Below are 16,594 nucleotides of genomic sequence, written 5' to 3'. Positions count from 1 at the left end.
TGGCCATGCGCAGGATCATCACAGGCGTCGTTGCGATCACCTGCCTGTGGCCCGTGGCCTCGCTCGCCGAAATCGTCCGCTTCGACATCCTCGCGCGCGAGCCCGCCTTTGCCGGGCGCAGCTTTGGCGATGTCGGCACCTATGAACGCATCACCGCGCGCGCGACCTTCGCGCTCAACCCGTCCGACGATCGCAACGCCGTCATCACCGACCTCGCGCTCGCGCCGCGTAGCTCCGACGGCAAGGTGGCAGCCACCGCCGACGTCGTGATCCTGCGACCCACCGACCCCACCCATGGCAACGGCACGCTGCTGCTCGAGGTGCCCAATCGCGGCCGCAAGCTGGCGCCGCAATTGTTCGACGATGCCGCCCAGCCCGGCGCCAACAATGCCGACAAGGCCGAGGATGCAGGCATCGGCTTCCTGCACCGCCAGGGTTTTACGATGGTCTGGGTCGGCTGGCAGGGCGACATCCCCTCCAGGCCCGGCCAGATGGCGATGACGGCACCGGTGCTGAAGACCGTCACCGGGCCCGCACGCGAAGAGATCGTCTTCGACAACACGACCAATCCCGCGCGTGCGACGCTGACCTGGCCGGCGACTGATGCCGCCGACCTCAAGGTCTCCGTGCGCGCCGCCTGGGCCGATGCGCGGCAGGCGCCCTCCGGCCTCCTCGCAAAGCTCGTCGATCCCGTGGCGGTGGAGATCACCCGGCCCGACGGTTTTGATGCCGGCGCGCTCTACGAGATCACCTACACTGCGCGCGATCCGGTGCCGCTCGGCATGGGCTATGCCGCCGTGCGCGACGTCGTCAGCTTCCTCCGCCACGACGAGACGCAGGCGAATCCGCTGCTGAACGGCCTGCATCCCTCCGTCAGCCGCGCCATCGGCTTCGGCGTGTCGCAATCCGGCCGCTTCCTGCGCGACTTTCTCTATCTCGGCTTCAACGAGGATCTCCAGGGACGCACCGTGTTCGACGGATTGATGCCGCATGTCGCGGGCACGCGGCGGATGGCGACGAATGTCCGCTTCGGCCAGCCCGGCCGCAACCCGCGCCATCCGCAGGATCCGGCGTGGCAGGCCGATCTCTTCCCCTTCACCTATGCGAGCCTCAGCGATCCCTATTCCGGCAAGACCGACGGCCTGCTCCGCCGCTGCGCGCTCTCGGCGACGTGCCCGAAGGTGATGCAGACCGACAGCGAGCACGAATGGTGGGCCTCGCACGCCTCGTTGCTGGTCACCGACCTCGCCGGCAACCACCTTGATCTGCCCGACAGCGTCCGCGCCTACATGATCGCAGGCACGCCGCATTTCGCGGAAGCCGCCGACGTGATGAAGAAGGGCCTGCCCGCGATGTCGCTGCCGCAAAACCCGATGCATGCGGGCGGGCCGATGCGCGCCCTCCTCACCGACCTCAACGCCTGGATCAGCGACGGCATCAAACCGCCCGCGAGCCGCGTCCCCATGCGCGCCCACGGCACGCTGGCGCCGGCGCAAGGCGCGGTGCCGATGGATATCCCGGGCCTGCCCTATGCCGGCATCCACACGCTCGCCGCGTTCTCCGACCAGAGCGTGCTGCCGCCCAAGGAGATCGGCCGCTATCCCGTGTTCGTGCCGAAGGCGGACAATGACGGCATGGCCGTCGCTGGCATCCGCCAGCTTGCGCTCGCGGTCCCGCGCGGGACCTACACCGCCTGGAATCCGCGCGCACAGGGCTTTGGCCCGACGGCGCTCTATCCGCTGCAAGGCGCGGTGGTGCCGTTCGCACCAACGGAGGCAGCGCGCAAGGAAGTGCATGATCCCAGACTGTCGATCGCGGAGCGATATGCTGATGATGGGGCGTACGTGGCCGCGGTCCGGCGCGAGGCGGCGCGGCAGGTGGCGGAGCGGATCCTGTTGCCGGAGGATGCGGAGCGCGCGGTGGAAGCGGCGAAGCAAGGCAAGCTGGCGAAGCTCGGGCAGTGAGCAAAACCCAGTGACCCCGTAGGGTGGGCAAAGCGAAGCGTGCCCACCACGTCTGTCTCCGGCCGAAAGATGGTGGGCACGGCGCAAGCGCGCCTTTGCCCACCCTACGGTCGCTGCCTGCGGAGGAAAAAATTCTCACGCTGTCGGAACGCCCGCCCCTCATCCGTCCTATGTCCAGACAGCACGGAGACACCGCATGGCCAACCTCACCCTCACCACCTTCGACTGGGTTCCCGAGATGCCGCGGGGTTTCGTGCGCGACCTTCGTGTCCGCTGGGCGCTCGAAGAGGCCGCGCTGCCCTATGGCGTCGCGAGCGTACCGTTCGGCCCGCGGGACGCCGCGCATTTCGCGCACCAGCCCTTCGGCCAGGTGCCGTGGCTGACCGACGGCGACCTCTCGATCTTCGAGAGCGGCGCGATCCTGCTGCATCTGGGTGAGCTCAGCGACAGGCTGATGCCCACCGATCCGCGCGGCCGCAGTGACACGGTCGAATGGGTGTTCGCCGCGCTCAATTCGGTGGAGATGCCGGCCCTGCCCTGGACGATGTTCAAGTTCACCGGCAGTGACGATGGCTCACCTGCCGTAAAATTCGTCGACGACTTCCTCAAGCTCCGCCTCAAGCACATGGAGACGGTGCTGGCGGGACGCGAGTGGCTGGCGGGCTCGTTCTCTGTCGCGGACATCCTGATGTCGGACGTGCTGCGCGTCGTCGATAAATTCGACGGCCTGGCGGAACACCCGGCCTGCCGCAACTACGTCGCGCGCGCCACCGCTCGCCCGGCCTTCGCCAAGGCCCACGCCGACCAGTTGGCGCATTTCGCTGCGGCGGATAAGACACGCTCGTAGGGCGGATTAGCGGCTTGTCCGCCGAAGCTCGGAGAGCGAAGGCGGAAGCGTAATCCGCCAGCGCATGTTTCAACAAAGATGGTGGGGTCTGCCCAGCGAACTGCGCTTTGCCCACTCGCAAGGCTAACCCACCCTACGAATTTCGCCTCACACCAATTTCATCGGCGTGTCCTCAACCACGCGAAGGTCGATCCTCCCGATCAGTTGCGCGCGAAGCGCCTCCGCGGCGCGAATGGCGTCATCCGTTTGCTGCAACGTGCTGATGTTCGAACCGAGCGACACGATCCCGCCCAGCACCAAGGCGATCGATCCGAGCGCCGCGGTCAGACCTGTCCCCAACAAGCCGAGGATCGTGATCAACAATAGCGCCGCACCACCCCCAATCGCGATCTTGGATGCCAGGATGTACTTCCGGCAGCGCTCGGCGATCTCGGCAAGGGCCTCGATCCGATCTTCGATCTGTGAAATCTCGTCGGTCGGATCGTCTTCGGTCATCAGCGACATGCGGGACTTGGGTTAAGAACCCGGATGTCGCTACGCTCCATCCGGGCTACGAGGCCTCACAACGGCAAATTGTCGTGCTTCTTCGCCGGCGTTTCCACCTTCTTGTCCTTCAGCATCGCCAGCGCCCGGGCGATCCGCTTGCGGGTCGAGTGCGGCATGATGACGTCGTCGATGTAGCCGCGCTCGGCGGCGATGAACGGCGACAGAAAGCGGTCTTCGTATTCCCTAGTGCGCGCGGCGATCTTGTCGGGGTCGCCGATGTCTGCGCGGAAGATGATCTCGACCGCGCCCTTGGCGCCCATCACCGCGATCTGGGCGGTCGGCCAAGCGTAGTTCATGTCGGCGCCGATTTCCTTGGAGGCCATGACGTCGAAGGCGCCGCCATAGGCCTTGCGGGTGATGATGGTGACCAGGGGCACGGTGCACTGCGAATAGGCGAACAGCAGCTTTGCGCCGTGCTTGATCAGGCCGCCATACTCCTGCGCGGTGCCCGGCAGGAAGCCCGGCACGTCCACGAAGGTGACGATCGGGATGTTGAAGGCATCGCAGAAACGGACGAAGCGCGCGGCCTTGCGCGAGGCGTCGCTGTCGAGCACGCCGGCCAGCACCATCGGCTGGTTGGCGACGAAGCCGACGGTGCGGCCGGCGATGCGGCCAAAACCGGTGACGATGTTCTTGGCGAAGGCATCCGCGATCTCGAAGAAATCGCCCTCGTCCACCACCTTCAGGATCAGCTCCTTCATGTCGTAGGGCTTGTTCGGATTGTCGGGGATCAGCGTGTCCAAGGACATGTCGACCCGGCCGATGTCGTCAAAACTCGGCCATTCCGGCACGCCGTCGGTGTTGTTGGACGGCAGGAAGTCGATCAGGCGCCGCATCTGCAAGAGCGTCTCGACGTCGTTCTCGAAGGCGCCGTCGGCGATCGAGGAGCGCGTGGCGTGCACCGAGGCGCCGCCGAGCTCTTCGGCCGTGACGACCTCGTTGGTGACGGTCTTCACCACGTCGGGCCCGGTGACGAACATGTAGCTGGTGTTCTTCACCATGAAGATGAAGTCAGTCATCGCCGGCGAATAGACGTCGCCGCCGGCGCAGGGGCCCATGATGACGGAGATCTGCGGGATCACGCCCGAGGCGAGCACGTTGCGGCGGAACACATAGGAATAGCCGGCGAGCGCGGCGACGCCCTCCTGGATGCGGGCGCCGCCCGCGTCATAGAGGCCGATGATGGGCGCCCGCGCCTTCATCGCCATGTCCTGGAGTTTCGTGATCTTCAGTGCATGCGTTTCGGAGAGCGAGCCGCCGAACACGGTGAAGTCTTTCGCGAAGACGAAGGTCTTGCGGCCGTTGACGGTGCCCCAGCCGGTGACGACGCCGTCGCCGGGCACCTTGGTCTTCTCCATGCCGAACTCGGTGGAGCGGTGCTCGACGAACATGTCGAACTCCTCGAACGATCCCTTGTCGAGCAGGAGCTCGATGCGCTCACGCGCGGTCAGCTTGCCGCGGGCGTGCTGCGCTTCGATGCGCTTCTCCCCGCCGCCGAGCTTTGCGCCGGCGCGACGATCTTCAAGGGCGTCCAAAATATTCTTCATTTGCTCCCGCCAGTTCTTAGCCTAAATGCGATTGCCGGGGGTTCTAACACGGCATTTTGCGGGCCGGGAAGCTGCTTTCGGCGTCGCAGGGCTGCCTTGCCGCAGCGCCAAAGCGCAAGGAATTACAAAGTTTTGCCTGGGAGACGACGATGGATGAGGTAACGGCCGAGACGGGCGCAGCGACCGGCGGCGTCAAGATCCTGCTGCGGCTGGAAGGCCTGACCCTGTTTACGGGGATGGTGATGCTCTACGCCTCCTGGGACGGCTCGTGGCTGGTGTTCGCCCTGCTCTTCTTCGTCCCCGATCTGAGCTTCCTGGCGTACCTGGCCGACGCCAGATTCGGGGCGCTGGTCTACAATGCCGCTCACAGCTACATGGCGCCGGTGGCGCTGCTGACGCTGGGCTTCGGCTTCGCCTCGCCGCTCACGCTGTCCGTCGCCTTGATCTGGCTCGCCCATATCGGCATCGACCGGGCGCTCGGCTATGGCCTGAAATATTCGGCCGGGTTCGGCTTCACCCATCTCGGAAAGATCGGCCGCCAGAAAGACGCCTGAGGGGACTGCCGCCATTTTGTCGGTCCCGCCGGTTGACCCGGCCGGCCGATTCAGGCTTGCTCCCTCCACGATCAGGCGCCGGATGTTGCGTGAGCCCAGTCGGTACGGCGGCGGTCACCACGTCTGGCTGCAAGCATTGCCCATGTCCGCCACGGTCGTCCCTCTGCCGCCGAACTCATCGTCCGAAACCACCGACTTCCTGCGGCGGATGGCCAGCATGGTGTCGGGGCGCAACGGCGAGATGCTGCTGCGCGCGGCCGCGCTGATCGAATCACTCAAGCAACGGGCGATGTCAGCTGAACGGCTGTTTCACGAGCAACAGGAAGAGAACAAGCGCCTTGTAGAGCTGCGCGAGGCGACCGCGCTCGCCTCATGCACCATGGTCAGCCAGATCGCGGCGCTGGGGACGCAGCTCGCCGAGGTGACCGCGGCCGCGGCGGCCGAGCGCGCCGCGTTCGACGCCGAGCGCGGCAAGCTGCTCGGCCTGATGCAGGATGCGGAAAGCCATATCGGCAAGCTCACCACCGAGCTCGAGACGTTGCGCGCCTCCGTCGACAGTTTCAACGAGACCGTGGTCTCGGTGCCGCTCGAGGTGCTGCGCCTGGCACGGACGCAGTTCGACTATCTCTCGAACGGCTTTGCCGGGAAAGGCGACGTGATCTCACAGGCGATGAGCGAGATCGGCGGCTTTGCGATCGACCAGGCGCTGACGGCGAAGAAGACGGCCGATAACCCCTGAAGTCGTCGCGCATCAAATTGACAGCGCGCAGGCCGTTGTTCTACTCCATGAAAATCATGGGGGAGGATCACGATGCCGACGGCATTCCGCGTCGCTATGGCGTTCTGTTTATCAACACTGTTCGCCGGCATTGGCGCCAACGCGCAATCCCTGCCGAAGGAAGTCGCCACCCGCGCCGAGATCTACCCGATCCCCTCGCTCACCCTTTCCGACCAACAATTCCTCAGCGGCGATGCGGCGGCCGGCAAGCCGGTGACCGTCGCCGGCGAATTCCGCGTCGCCCAGGGCACCGGCAAACTTCCCGTCGTGGTGCTGATGCACGGCTCGAGCGGCGTCGGCGCCACCACCGAGGCCTGGGTGCACGCTTTCAACGCCATGGGCATCTCGACCTTCGTGATCGACGGATTCACCGGCCGCGGGCTGACGGTGGTCGGGCCGAACCAGGCGCTGCTCGGCCGGCTCAACCTGATCGTCGACATCTACCGCTCACTGGAGATTCTTGCGAAGCATCCCCGCGTCGATCCCGACCGCATCGTGCTGATGGGCTTTTCGCGCGGCGGACAGGCGACGCTCTATGCGAGCCTCGATCGCTTCAACAAGCTCTGGAACAAGTCCGGCGTCCAGTTCTCCGCCTACATCCCGTTCTATCCGGATTGCTCGACGACCTACGTTGGCGACGCCGAGGTCGCCGCGCGCCCGATCCGGATCTTCCACGGCACGCCCGACGACTACAATCCCGTGACGAGCTGCAAGGCGTTCGTCGGACGGCTCAAGACAGCCGGGCGTGATGTGGTGCTGACCGAATACCCCGACAGCGCGCACGGCTTCGACAGCGGCCTGCTCGGCGTCAGCACCGTTGCGGTGTCCGCCAACGCGCAGACCGTGCGCAATTGCCGTATCAAGGAGGGCAACGGCGGCGTGCTGATGAACGGCGACACCAACGCGCCCTTCACCTACAAGGATTCCTGCGTCGAGCTGAACCCGCATGTCGGCGGCAATCCGGCGACGGCGGCGGAGTCGCGCAAGGCGGTGGTGGAATTCTTGCAGGCGTTGTTCAAGCTGGGCTAGGCGACGTCAGCGCGACATTCTCCGTCATTGCGAGCGCAGCGAAGCAATCCAGAATCTTTCCGCGGCGGCAGTCTGGATTGCTTCGTCGCACCAGCGCAAAATTGCTTCGCAATTTTGTCGCGGGCTCCTCGCAATGACGTTGGCGAGAGTTGCGCTCCCAACAACGCGGACGAGTTTACGGCTCGCCCGGCTTGAACGGCTCCTGCTTGTCCGGCGGCACCGTCTCTTCCGCCATGGCCAGCAGCATCGCGACCATCACGTAATTGCCAGCGAGCGCGGTGAGGTCGACGATCTGCTGATCATTGAAGGTTTTCTTGGCGCGCGCATAGGTCTCGTCGCTGACCTTCTTTGTCGTGGTGAGCTCGGTGACGAAATCGTAGACCACCGCCTCGTCCTCGGCCATCTTCGACGGGCGCTTGTTGGCCTTCAGCTCAGCGATGATATCTGTCGACAATCCAGCCTTCGCCGCCAGCGGCGCGTGCGCGAACCATTCCACCTGCGAGCGCCACTGCCGCCCGATGATCAGGATCGCGAACTCATTCAGCTTGGTCGGGACCGACGTCTCCCAGCGCAGATAGTAGAACAGGTCGAACAGTCGCTGGCCCAGCACCGGGCTGCGGATCATGGGATTATAGGGCCCCCCGATGCCGACGCTCGACACCTTCATGATCTGCTCGCCGAGCGGCTTCTGCTTGGCGTCGAGCTGGTCCATGGTGAGCTGCGGAAAGCGCGGCTCCTTGCTGGTGGCGGGTGCGGCAAACATCGTGGCGGCGAGCCAGCCGCCCGCGGCGGCAAGCGTAAGCGACGACAGCCAGAGTGGCGTTGAATTCATTTTGTCCTCCCGACCTTTTCTTTTATTTGGTCGGAAAGATGCTAGCAGGTTCGTACGCGCCAGCTAGATCGCGCCGATCTCGGCAAGGCAGGCTTGCGTCAGCGGCATGCGCTCGCCGACGAGACGCGGCTCCTTGCAATCCATGTTGAGCGCGAACACGGTGTGCGCCTCGCCCTTCTCGGCCCAGCCGACCATCCAGCCGAGCGACGGCTCGCCACGCTCGGCGCCCAAGAGCCCGGACTTGGCACGGATGACGCTGTCGCCGACCTTGGTCACCGGCAGGATGTCGGCGACGAGATCCTGGCTGCGCTTGCTGATCGGCAGCGCGCGGCGGCGCAGCCGGTCGACGAAATCGATCTGCTCGACCGGGTCGATGCGCAAATTGCCGGTGAGCCAGAACTGGTCGATGCCGCCGCCGATATCGCGATTGCCGTAGTCGAACAGGTCGACATACTTTTGCATCCGCTCTTGCCCGATCCGGCGCGCGATCTCCTGATAGACCGGAACCGCACTCACCGCGATCGCACTTCGCAGCGTGTGATCCTTGTTCCAGGCCTCGATCGGGCGCTTCACGCCGTCCCAGGGGAACACGTCCTTGTCGGGATCGGCGACGACGCCGGTCTCGAGCGCAATCAGCGAATTCGGGATCTTGAAGGTCGAGGCCGGCAGCTTCGCTTCGCCGGAACGGTCCTTGTCGCTCGCGACGATCAGATAGTCCTCGACCTTATAGCCAACGAAGGTGCCTGATGTGCCGAGGTCGGTGAATCGCTTTGCGAGGCTGTCGCGGATCTCGTTGCGCGGCGGCGCGACATGGGCGAACGCACGCTGCGGCACGGTGGCGGCTGCGGCAAGAAGGCCGAGGGTGGAACGGCGGGTGAGCAAGGGCGGTGTCCGTCAAACGATGACAATGGCCGCGACCATGCAGCCGCTATCGTGGTGAAACGATGACAGCGCTCTCAGTGCCCTCGGCCCGACAGCCGCAGCACGAACACCAGCACTTCGGCGACGGCCTTGTAGAGATCCGGCGGAATCTCCTCGCCGAGCTCGACCTTGGAGAGCGCGCCGGCCAAAATCTCGTTCTCTTCGATCGGGATGTCGTTGGCCTTGGCGATCTCGACGATCTTTTCGCCGATCGTGCCCTTGCCCTTGGCGACGACGACGGGCGCGTTGCCGCCCTTCTCGTAATGCAGCGCAATTGCGAGCTTGGATGGATCGCTCATGTGGCGCGATCCAGAAAGTGGCCCGCGCGGGCCGGCGTCGGCTGCGGTGGCGCGCCGTCGCGAACCAGAATGTCGCCGGGCTTGAGCTCCGCCCGCGTCAGGGCCTGATTGAGCTCGCCGATGCCGGCGCGAAGTTGCTGCGCGGTCGCGGGCCGCTCCGCCCACATCCGCACGAAAGTCTTGTCGCCGTTCAGCGTGATCAGAGCATGCACGGGGCCGGCCGGCTCGACATTGAGCGTGAAGCGCGCGCGCCAGGCGCGCTTGGCGGGATCGGCGGATTCGTTGCCGCCATCGCGCGAGATCTCGAACTCCGCCATCGCGGTACCCTGTCGCGTCGCAAAGGGAATCTCGAAATTCCACTGCGGCACGCTCGGGTCGATGCGGTGACCGCTGGCGTCGGTGCGATCGGGGAGCGAGGCGACCTGGAGCAGCGTTTGACGCGCGATCGCGGCATCGGTGTCGTCGAGCAGGCGGTGCACCGTTGCGGAGAGCGGTGTATCCGGCGCGAGCGATGGCGAGGCGATCGCCTGCGGCGCCGGCAGCGCGCCGCGGAACGGCGGCGGAGTCGTCGCGCGCGCGGCCTCGAAGAGATGACCGTCCGGCACGGCCTTGTTCGAGCCCGGCACATTGCCGGTCAGGCGCGGCAGGTTTTGCGTGGCCTCCTGAAGGAGGGCCGCGGCAAGGCCGGCGGACATGGTTCGCGGCATCGCGGCCTGAGGCGCGCCGCCGGCGATGTCGGCGAGCACAGTGGCCGCGAGATTGGCGCTGCGCGGCATCTGCGGCTGTTGGGCCATATCGAGCTCGGTCGACGGCGATGCTGCCTGAGCCGGCACGGTGGCGGTCTGTGGTGTCCCCGCCCTAGCGATCGCGGCGCCTTGCGCCTGTGGAGTGGCGGTCTCGAGCGTGGCCAATGTCTGGCGCAGCACCAGCAGCGCCGCCTTCAGGTCCGGCATCGTGCCGGAGGACGGCGTTGCGCCTGCGGCCAATGACGCCTCGAGAAACAGACCGGACTTCTGGAAGGCGGATTCGATATCGCCGCCATCGAGGGCGGTGTTGAGCGGCGTCTGCTGCGCCAGCACGCCCAGCACGGCCTGCTTCAGTCCCGCGGGCAGATCGCTGCCGGTGACGACGGAGGCGAGATTGGCGAACAGCGGCGCCTGGCTGCCCTGTTTTGTCACCGCCTCGGCGGAAGCCACGGTGACGGCGACCTGCTCCAACGGCGTCAGCGTGTTGCGTGCGGTCGTCGCAGCTGGCGCAAGCGGCGGGCTGTCCACGAGCGAAGCCGCCCGCGGCGTCAGCGTGATCTGATCGGCCGTCGCCTCGCCTGCCCCGTTCATGATGGCGAGCCTGATGGTGCCGTCGTTCCGCGACACTGCGAGCTGGAGATTTTGCCCCGGTGTCAGCGACACCTCGGACATCACATCCATCGACAGATTGGCGATTGCGATCCGCACCAGATTGTCGGCCATCACGCTGACGACCCTTGCGTCGACGACGCTGCCGGCCTGGAGCACAAGATCGGGCGTCGCCGCATCAGCCACGGGGCTGGCGGAACTGACCGGAACGATCGAGCTTATCGGCGTTGGCATTTCAGGGGCTCGTGGAACGCTGGCCCCACCCTAAGGCCGCCCTCGTAAACCTCTCGTTAAGGACCTTTGGCCGCTTACGGCTTCACGGCCGCAAGAACCGCCACGGCGGCCTGAAAATCCTTCAGGCGGGCGGCGCGGCGGGCAGCCGCCTCCTCGTCCACGCCCCATTTCTCGGCGTTCCAGTCCTCGTCGACATGGGCGGCGGCCCAGACCTGGCCGGCATCGCGCACGCCATGGGCGAGCGCCAGCGCCAGCAGCGCCGAACCGGTCAGGGTCGTGACCACGTGGAGCGCCGCGATCGACCAGGGATCCCCGGGCAGCGCCGCGCGGGCGGCCTGAACGGCCTCGTCCGGCTGCTTCACATGCATGATGCCCTCGGACAGGATGAAGTGCGCGCCCAGCGTCTCCGCGGCCCAGAACAGCACGGGGTCCCAATGCGTGGCCTCGCGGGCGACCAGTCCTTCGGGGTGGCCGGCGCGATAGAACAGCAGGTCGGTCTCGAAGTATTTTGCAAGGTCGTCGCTGACGAGCTCGACGCGATCGATGACACCCTCGACGACGCTGTTGGCGATCCGCGTCAGCGGCATGGTCACGGGATTAATCGTCTCGCCTTGGGCCGCCCATTCCGCGGCCACAGCATCGGCCAGCGCGCGCGACGGGATCACCACCTGGCGGGCCGATGGCGTCCGGATCGGCCTGCCGTCCAGCGTGATGGCGAAGCCGCCCTCGGCCTCGGCCACGCCCGCCTCCTTGTAGAAGCGCTTGCGCTGCGGCGTACGTGCGGCCTGGCGCACCGCCTCCTGCGGATCGAGCGGGGACCGCCCCGCAACCTCATCGAACAATTCGCGCATCTCGTTTCGGCCTCGGTCTCTGAATGCTAGGCTTGTAAGCCAAGACCGGCGGCTGATAAAGCGAGCGGCAAGGCATGAGGGAACTTGCGGGCATTGTGGCCCTGCTCGCCGGGCTCTGGCCGGCCGCGGCGGACGCCGGTTTCCGCACCCCGGAATCGTTGGTCCGCAATGTCTACGCGCATTACGGCGATGGCGCGCCGGAACTGTCGAAAGGCCTGCCGCGCGATGCCGCCTCCGCCCGGCAATTCTTCGACCCCAGCCTGCGCAGGGCCTGGAGCGCGCCAAGGGTCGAACCCTACGACTTCCTGGTGCAGAGCCCGAACTGGAAGCTCGGCCCGATCGCGATCACGGTCGTTCGCAGGCAATACGACAAGACCTATGTCGCGGCGAACTTCGACAATCGCGGGCGGCAGGTCACGCTGAACTTCGTCCTGGTCAACGGCGCGGAGGGATGGCTGATCACCGACGTCGAGAGCCCGCACGACAGTCTGCGGATGTTTCTGGAGCAGTTTCGGAAGTGAGCGGTGCTAGTCGCCACTGCGTCAACACCGTCATTGCGAGCGCAGCGAAGCAATCCAGACCGTATCCGCAGAAGCATTCTGGATTGCTTCGTCGCTTCGCTCCTCGCAATGACGGGGCTGGTACGAGGCCCCGATCCTACTCTTCCGGCGCGTTCTCGATCGGATCAAACCGGCTCGCATCGAGCCCGAGCAGATTCCACGACTGCTGCATGTGCTGTGGCAGTGGCGCGGTGGCGTCGATCACGCCGCCGCGCGGATGTGGAATGACGATGCGGCGTGCGAGCAGATGCAGCCGGTTTTGCAGGCCGCCCGGCAGCTGCCAATTCTCGATGTTGAAATATTTGGGATCGCCGACGATGGGGTGGCCGATATGCTCCATGTGGGCGCGCAGCTGATGGGTGCGGCCCGTCACGGGCTTGAGCGACACCCAGGTCAGCTTGTTGCCGGCGGTCTCGACCACCGCATAGTACGTCACCGCGTGGCTCGCGCCCTCGTCGCCATGCTGGGCGATGCGCATGATGGTGTCGTCCTCGCTCTCTTCCTTCGCGAGGAAGGTCGAGATGCGGCCCTGCTTCGGCTTCGGCAGACCCGGCACCAGCGCCCAATAGGTTTTTCGCGCGGACCGCGAGCGGAAGGCGCCCGTCAGATGCGAGGCGGCAAATCGCGTCTTGGCGATCAGCAGGCAGCCCGAGGTCTCCCGGTCGATGCGGTGCACGAGGCGCGGCTTCTGGCCCTTGGAATCGCGCATCACCTCCAGCATCTGGTCGATGTGCCGCGTCATGCCCGAGCCACCCTGCACGGCGAGGCCGGCAGGCTTGTTCAGGACCAGGACGTCGTCGTCCTCGTAGATCGTCATCTCCTTCAGCGCGGCAAGCGTCTTTTGGGCGCCTTCCGACAGCTCACCGGCGGCCTTCGGCGTGTCGAGCTTCAACGGCGGAATGCGGACGCTCTGGCCCTCCTCCAGCCGATCCTTGCTGTCGACACGCTTGCCGTCGACGCGCAGCTCGCCTTTGCGGACGACGCGCTGGATGTGGGAGAAGGACAGGCCGGGAAACCGCGCTTCGAGAAAGCGGTCGACGCGCATGTTGTTCTCGTCAGCCGTCACCTTGACGGTCTGCACCTTGGTCGGCAGCAGCGCCTCGACCGGCTTTGCCGGCGCAGATGCTTCGGGCGCAGCCTTGGGCGGCCGCCGCTCAGCGCGCTCGCCCGCAAAGCGCGGCGGCTTCGCACCTGGCTTAGCCCCCAGCCGTGGTCCCGCCTTCTTCGCAGTGCGCGCCTTGAACGGACGCGAATCGTCGCGCTCGTCACGCGAGCGGGGCTTTGGGTTCATTCTCTTGATGCGGCGGCTCATGGTTGCCTGCGTACCCTAAAAGCCGGCTCCCGTCACGGCGAAATGGCCGCTTCTAGCGCGCGCCACCCCGCTCCTTCCGCAGCTTGGCCCAGTAATCCAGCCGCTTGCGGATCTCGCGCTCAAAACCGCGCTCGGGCGGGTCGTAGAAGGTCTGGCGGCCCAGGGCTTCCGGAAAGTAGTCCTGGCCGGAGAAGGCGTCGGGGGCGTCGTGGTCGTATTCGTAGGCCGCGCCGTAGCCCTCCGACTTCATCAGCTTGGTCGGGGAATTCAGGATGTGCTTTGGCGGCAGCAGCGAGCCGGCCTGCTTGGCGACCTGCATCGCCGTGCCGAAGGCGGTGTAGACCGCATTCGATTTCGGCGCGGTGGCGAGATAGACCACGGCCTGCGCGATGGCGAGCTCGCCTTCGGGATGGCCGAGGAAGTCGAAGGCGTCTTTGGCGGCATTGGCGATGACCAGCGCCTGCGGATCGGCAAGGCCGATGTCCTCGACCGCCATGCGCACGACGCGGCGGGCCAGGAACAGCGGGTCCTCGCCGGCATCGAGCATGCGCGCGAGGTAATACAGCGCGGCGTCGGGATCGGAGCCCCGCACCGACTTATGCAGCGCCGAGATCAGATTGTAGTGACCGTCGGCCGACTTGTCGTAGATCGGCGCGCGGCGCTGCAGGATCTCCTGCAACTGCGCCGCGTTGAAGATCTCGTCCGCCCGCGCCGAACGCCAGACCTCCTCGACAAGCGTCAGCGATGCCCTTCCGTCGCCGTCGGCCATGCGCACCAGCACGGCACGCGCCTCGTCATCGAGCGGCAGCTTGCGGCCCTCGACCTCCTCGGCATGCGCGAACAGTTTCTCGATCGCGGCGGCATCGAGCGAGCGAAATACCAGCACGCGCGCGCGAGAGAGCAACGCCGCGTTGAGCTCGAAGGACGGGTTTTCGGTGGTCGCGCCGACCATCACGACGGTGCCGTCTTCCATGACGGGCAGAAACGAATCCTGCTGGGCGCGATTGAAGCGATGCACCTCGTCGACGAACAGCAGTGTGCCCTTGCCCATCTCGCGGCGGGCGCGTGCGGCCTCAAACGCTCTCTTCAGATCGGCGACGCCGGAGAACACCGCGGAGATCTGCTCGAAATGCAGATCCGTCGCATCCGCCAGCAGCCGTGCCACCGTGGTCTTGCCGGTGCCGGGCGGGCCCCAGAAGACCAGCGAGCCGAGCGTGCGCGTCTCCAGCATGCGCGTCAGCGCACCGTCGGGACCTAGGATATGGTCCTGGCCAACGACCTCCGACAGCGCGCGCGGGCGCAATCGGTCCGGCAGCGGATGCGGAGCCTCGTGGTCGAGCCCCGCCGCGGCGAAGAGAGTTGGCGTCTCCTGTGGTCGCTTTGGGCTCATCCGCCCAGCGTGACGTTGATCTGCTGGCCGCCACGCACCAGCGTGATGCGCCAGATCCGCGGCCGTTCGCCCGCCGCCTTTTCGAGGTCGGTGGTCTTGCCGATCTTCTGGTTGTTGACGGCGAGGATGATGTCGCCCTTCTGGAAGCCGACATTTGCAGCCGCGCTGTCGCCGCCGAGATCAGTGATCACGACGCCTTCGGTGTCGGCGTCCAGATGCAGCTCGTCGGCAACTGCCGGCGTGATGGTCGAGACCTTCGCGCCCTGGAACGGCGAGCGCGCCGTGACGACGAGTTCGTTGCGGCCGGAGTCCGGTGCGGTCTCGAGCGCGATCGTGACCTTGAGCGGCTTGCCGCCGCGCTGCACGTCGATCTGCGCGGTGCCGCCGAGCGGACGGGTGGCGAAACGGTAGTCGAAGGCGTTGGGATCATCCACCGTCTGGCCGTCGATCCCGGTGATGAGATCGGAGGATTTCAGGCCGGCCTTGGCCGCGGGGCCGCTCGAGACCACGCTTGCCACCAGCGCGCCGGTCGGCGAACGCAGGCCGAGGCTCTCGGCGATCTCGGGCGTCACCGCCTGCAATTTCGCGCCGAGCCACGGCCGCTTCACCGCCTTGCCGCCGCTCTTGGCGGAGGCGACGACGACGCGCACCATGTTGGCGGGGATCGCAAAGCCGATGCCTTGCGAGCCGCCGGAGCGCGAATAGATCGCGGTGTTGATGCCGGCGAGCTTTCCGCTCATGTCGACCAGCGCGCCGCCGGAATTGCCGGGATTGATGGCCGCATCGGTCTGGATAAAGAACTGGTAGTCGGTGATGCCGACCTGGGTGCGCGCGAGCGCCGAGATGATGCCGTGGGTCACGGTCTGGCCGACGCCGAAGGGATTGCCGATCGCCAGCACGACGTCGCCAACCAGCAGTTCGTCGGAATTGGTAAAGTCCAGGGTCGGAAACTTCTCTTTGGTGTCCTTCAGGCGCAGCACGGCGAGATCGGTGCGCGGATCCTTCAGCAGGATCTCGGCCTCGAACTCCCGCTTGTCCGACAGCGATACTTTCACCTGGTCCGCGCCCTCGATGACGTGGACATTGGTAACGACGAGGCCGGAGGCATCGACGATGACACCGGAGCCGAGCGAGCGCTGCATCTGCTCGGGCTGCTGGCCCGGCACGCCGAAGAAGCGGCGGAAGATCGGGTCGTCCAGCAGCGGATTGCGGTTCTGCACCACCTTGGCGGCGTAGACGTTGACGACCGCCGGCTGCACCCGCTGCACGATCGGCGCATAGGACAGCCGCAACTCGGCGGGCGAGGACGGGACACGGCGATCCTGCGCGGCGGCCGGATTGAACTGGGCTGAAAACGCTATGCACAATGCCGTGAGCACGGCGGTCCGGGTCGATCGAAACATTCCTACCTCTTGGAAAAGACGCCGGAATATAGGCGCGTTCGCCCGCCAATAGAAGGCCGCCGGGCGGCAATATTCGGCCCCTTCCCGGTGTGTCCCAAATGCAAGCCGGACGTGCGAAATGGCAAATGGCAGGGTGCAATGGATTGGCATGATGCGCGTCATCCAGCATTCT

16 protein-coding genes are annotated in these 16,594 nt (G+C 66.1%); 6 read left to right on the top strand and 10 right to left on the bottom strand.

Annotation, left to right across the window (positions count from 1 at the left end; genetic code table 11):
- The first annotated feature begins 5 nt into the window (after positions 1–5).
- Positions 6–1,964 (top strand): alpha/beta hydrolase domain-containing protein, encoded by a 1,959-nt coding sequence (locus AC5ZFO_RS09500; protein ID WP_496122004.1) that lies wholly within the window; start codon positions 6–8, stop codon positions 1,962–1,964.
- Between the two features lie 196 nt (positions 1,965–2,160).
- Positions 2,161–2,811, top strand: coding sequence for a glutathione S-transferase family protein (locus AC5ZFO_RS09495; protein WP_282521043.1), 651 nt, complete (start codon positions 2,161–2,163; stop codon positions 2,809–2,811).
- 147 nt (positions 2,812–2,958) lie between these two features.
- Here the strand turns inward: AC5ZFO_RS09495 and AC5ZFO_RS09490 are convergent, their stop codons facing one another.
- Positions 2,959–3,306, bottom strand: coding sequence for a hypothetical protein (locus AC5ZFO_RS09490; RefSeq protein ID WP_282521224.1), 348 nt, complete (start codon positions 3,304–3,306; stop codon positions 2,959–2,961).
- A 65-nt stretch (positions 3,307–3,371) separates the two neighbouring features.
- Entirely contained in the window at positions 3,372–4,904 is a 1,533-nt protein-coding gene (locus tag AC5ZFO_RS09485) for an acyl-CoA carboxylase subunit beta (protein ID WP_282521044.1), read from the bottom strand.
- Positions 4,905–5,053: 149 nt separating this feature from the next.
- On the opposite strand from AC5ZFO_RS09485, the gene AC5ZFO_RS09480 reads away from it, so the two are divergent.
- From AC5ZFO_RS09480 to AC5ZFO_RS09470, 3 genes are all read left to right on the top strand, one after another.
- Positions 5,054–5,458 (top strand): DUF4260 domain-containing protein, encoded by a 405-nt coding sequence (locus AC5ZFO_RS09480; RefSeq protein ID WP_282521045.1) that lies wholly within the window; start codon positions 5,054–5,056, stop codon positions 5,456–5,458.
- A 142-nt stretch (positions 5,459–5,600) separates the two neighbouring features.
- Complete coding sequence (locus tag AC5ZFO_RS09475) at positions 5,601–6,197, top strand: hypothetical protein (RefSeq protein WP_282521046.1); 597 nt, start codon at positions 5,601–5,603, stop codon at positions 6,195–6,197.
- 72 nt (positions 6,198–6,269) lie between these two features.
- Positions 6,270–7,265: a dienelactone hydrolase family protein gene (locus AC5ZFO_RS09470; protein ID WP_282521047.1), complete on the top strand. Its 996-nt coding sequence runs from the start codon at positions 6,270–6,272 to the stop codon at positions 7,263–7,265.
- Positions 7,266–7,440: 175 nt separating this feature from the next.
- Here AC5ZFO_RS09470 and AC5ZFO_RS09465 read toward each other — a convergent pair whose 3' ends face one another.
- From AC5ZFO_RS09465 to AC5ZFO_RS09445, 5 genes are all read right to left on the bottom strand, one after another.
- Positions 7,441–8,097, bottom strand: a complete 657-nt coding sequence (locus tag AC5ZFO_RS09465) for a carboxymuconolactone decarboxylase family protein (protein WP_282521048.1) — start codon at positions 8,095–8,097, stop codon at positions 7,441–7,443.
- Between the two features lie 63 nt (positions 8,098–8,160).
- On the bottom strand, positions 8,161–8,979 hold the full coding sequence (gene blaOXA / locus AC5ZFO_RS09460) for a class D beta-lactamase (RefSeq protein WP_496122003.1): 819 nt from the start codon (positions 8,977–8,979) through the stop codon (positions 8,161–8,163).
- Positions 8,980–9,053: 74 nt separating this feature from the next.
- Complete coding sequence (locus AC5ZFO_RS09455; RefSeq protein WP_282521050.1) at positions 9,054–9,317, bottom strand: EscU/YscU/HrcU family type III secretion system export apparatus switch protein; 264 nt, start codon at positions 9,315–9,317, stop codon at positions 9,054–9,056.
- Positions 9,314–10,906, bottom strand: a complete 1,593-nt coding sequence (gene fliK / locus AC5ZFO_RS09450) for a flagellar hook-length control protein FliK (RefSeq protein WP_282521051.1) — start codon at positions 10,904–10,906, stop codon at positions 9,314–9,316. Before fliK ends, AC5ZFO_RS09455 begins: the two co-directional genes overlap by 4 nt.
- 74 nt (positions 10,907–10,980) lie before the next feature.
- On the bottom strand, positions 10,981–11,757 hold the full coding sequence (locus tag AC5ZFO_RS09445) for an ATP12 family chaperone protein (protein ID WP_496122002.1): 777 nt from the start codon (positions 11,755–11,757) through the stop codon (positions 10,981–10,983).
- Positions 11,758–11,831: 74 nt separating this feature from the next.
- Between AC5ZFO_RS09445 and AC5ZFO_RS09440 the strand changes: the two genes are divergently transcribed.
- Complete coding sequence (locus AC5ZFO_RS09440) at positions 11,832–12,278, top strand: hypothetical protein (RefSeq protein ID WP_282521053.1); 447 nt, start codon at positions 11,832–11,834, stop codon at positions 12,276–12,278.
- Between the two features lie 136 nt (positions 12,279–12,414).
- Here AC5ZFO_RS09440 and AC5ZFO_RS09435 read toward each other — a convergent pair whose 3' ends face one another.
- The 3 genes from AC5ZFO_RS09435 to AC5ZFO_RS09425 are packed head-to-tail and all read right to left on the bottom strand — an operon-like array spanning position 12,415 to position 16,422.
- The gene (locus AC5ZFO_RS09435) at positions 12,415–13,629 is read right to left on the bottom strand and encodes an RluA family pseudouridine synthase (RefSeq protein ID WP_282521054.1); all 1,215 of its coding nucleotides are present in this window, start codon (positions 13,627–13,629) and stop codon (positions 12,415–12,417) included.
- Positions 13,630–13,681: 52 nt separating this feature from the next.
- Positions 13,682–15,019: a replication-associated recombination protein A gene (locus tag AC5ZFO_RS09430; protein ID WP_282521055.1), complete on the bottom strand. Its 1,338-nt coding sequence runs from the start codon at positions 15,017–15,019 to the stop codon at positions 13,682–13,684.
- Positions 15,016–16,422, bottom strand: coding sequence for a DegQ family serine endoprotease (locus AC5ZFO_RS09425; RefSeq protein WP_282521056.1), 1,407 nt, complete (start codon positions 16,420–16,422; stop codon positions 15,016–15,018). The genes AC5ZFO_RS09430 and AC5ZFO_RS09425 overlap by 4 nt, the downstream gene beginning before the upstream one ends.
- Between the last annotated feature and the right edge of the window lie 172 nt (positions 16,423–16,594).

The sequence above is a fragment of the Bradyrhizobium sp. Unk1 genome (assembly GCF_059512345.1).
Note: the sequence above shows the minus strand (reverse complement) of the source record. Positions and strands in the feature narration are given on the sequence as shown.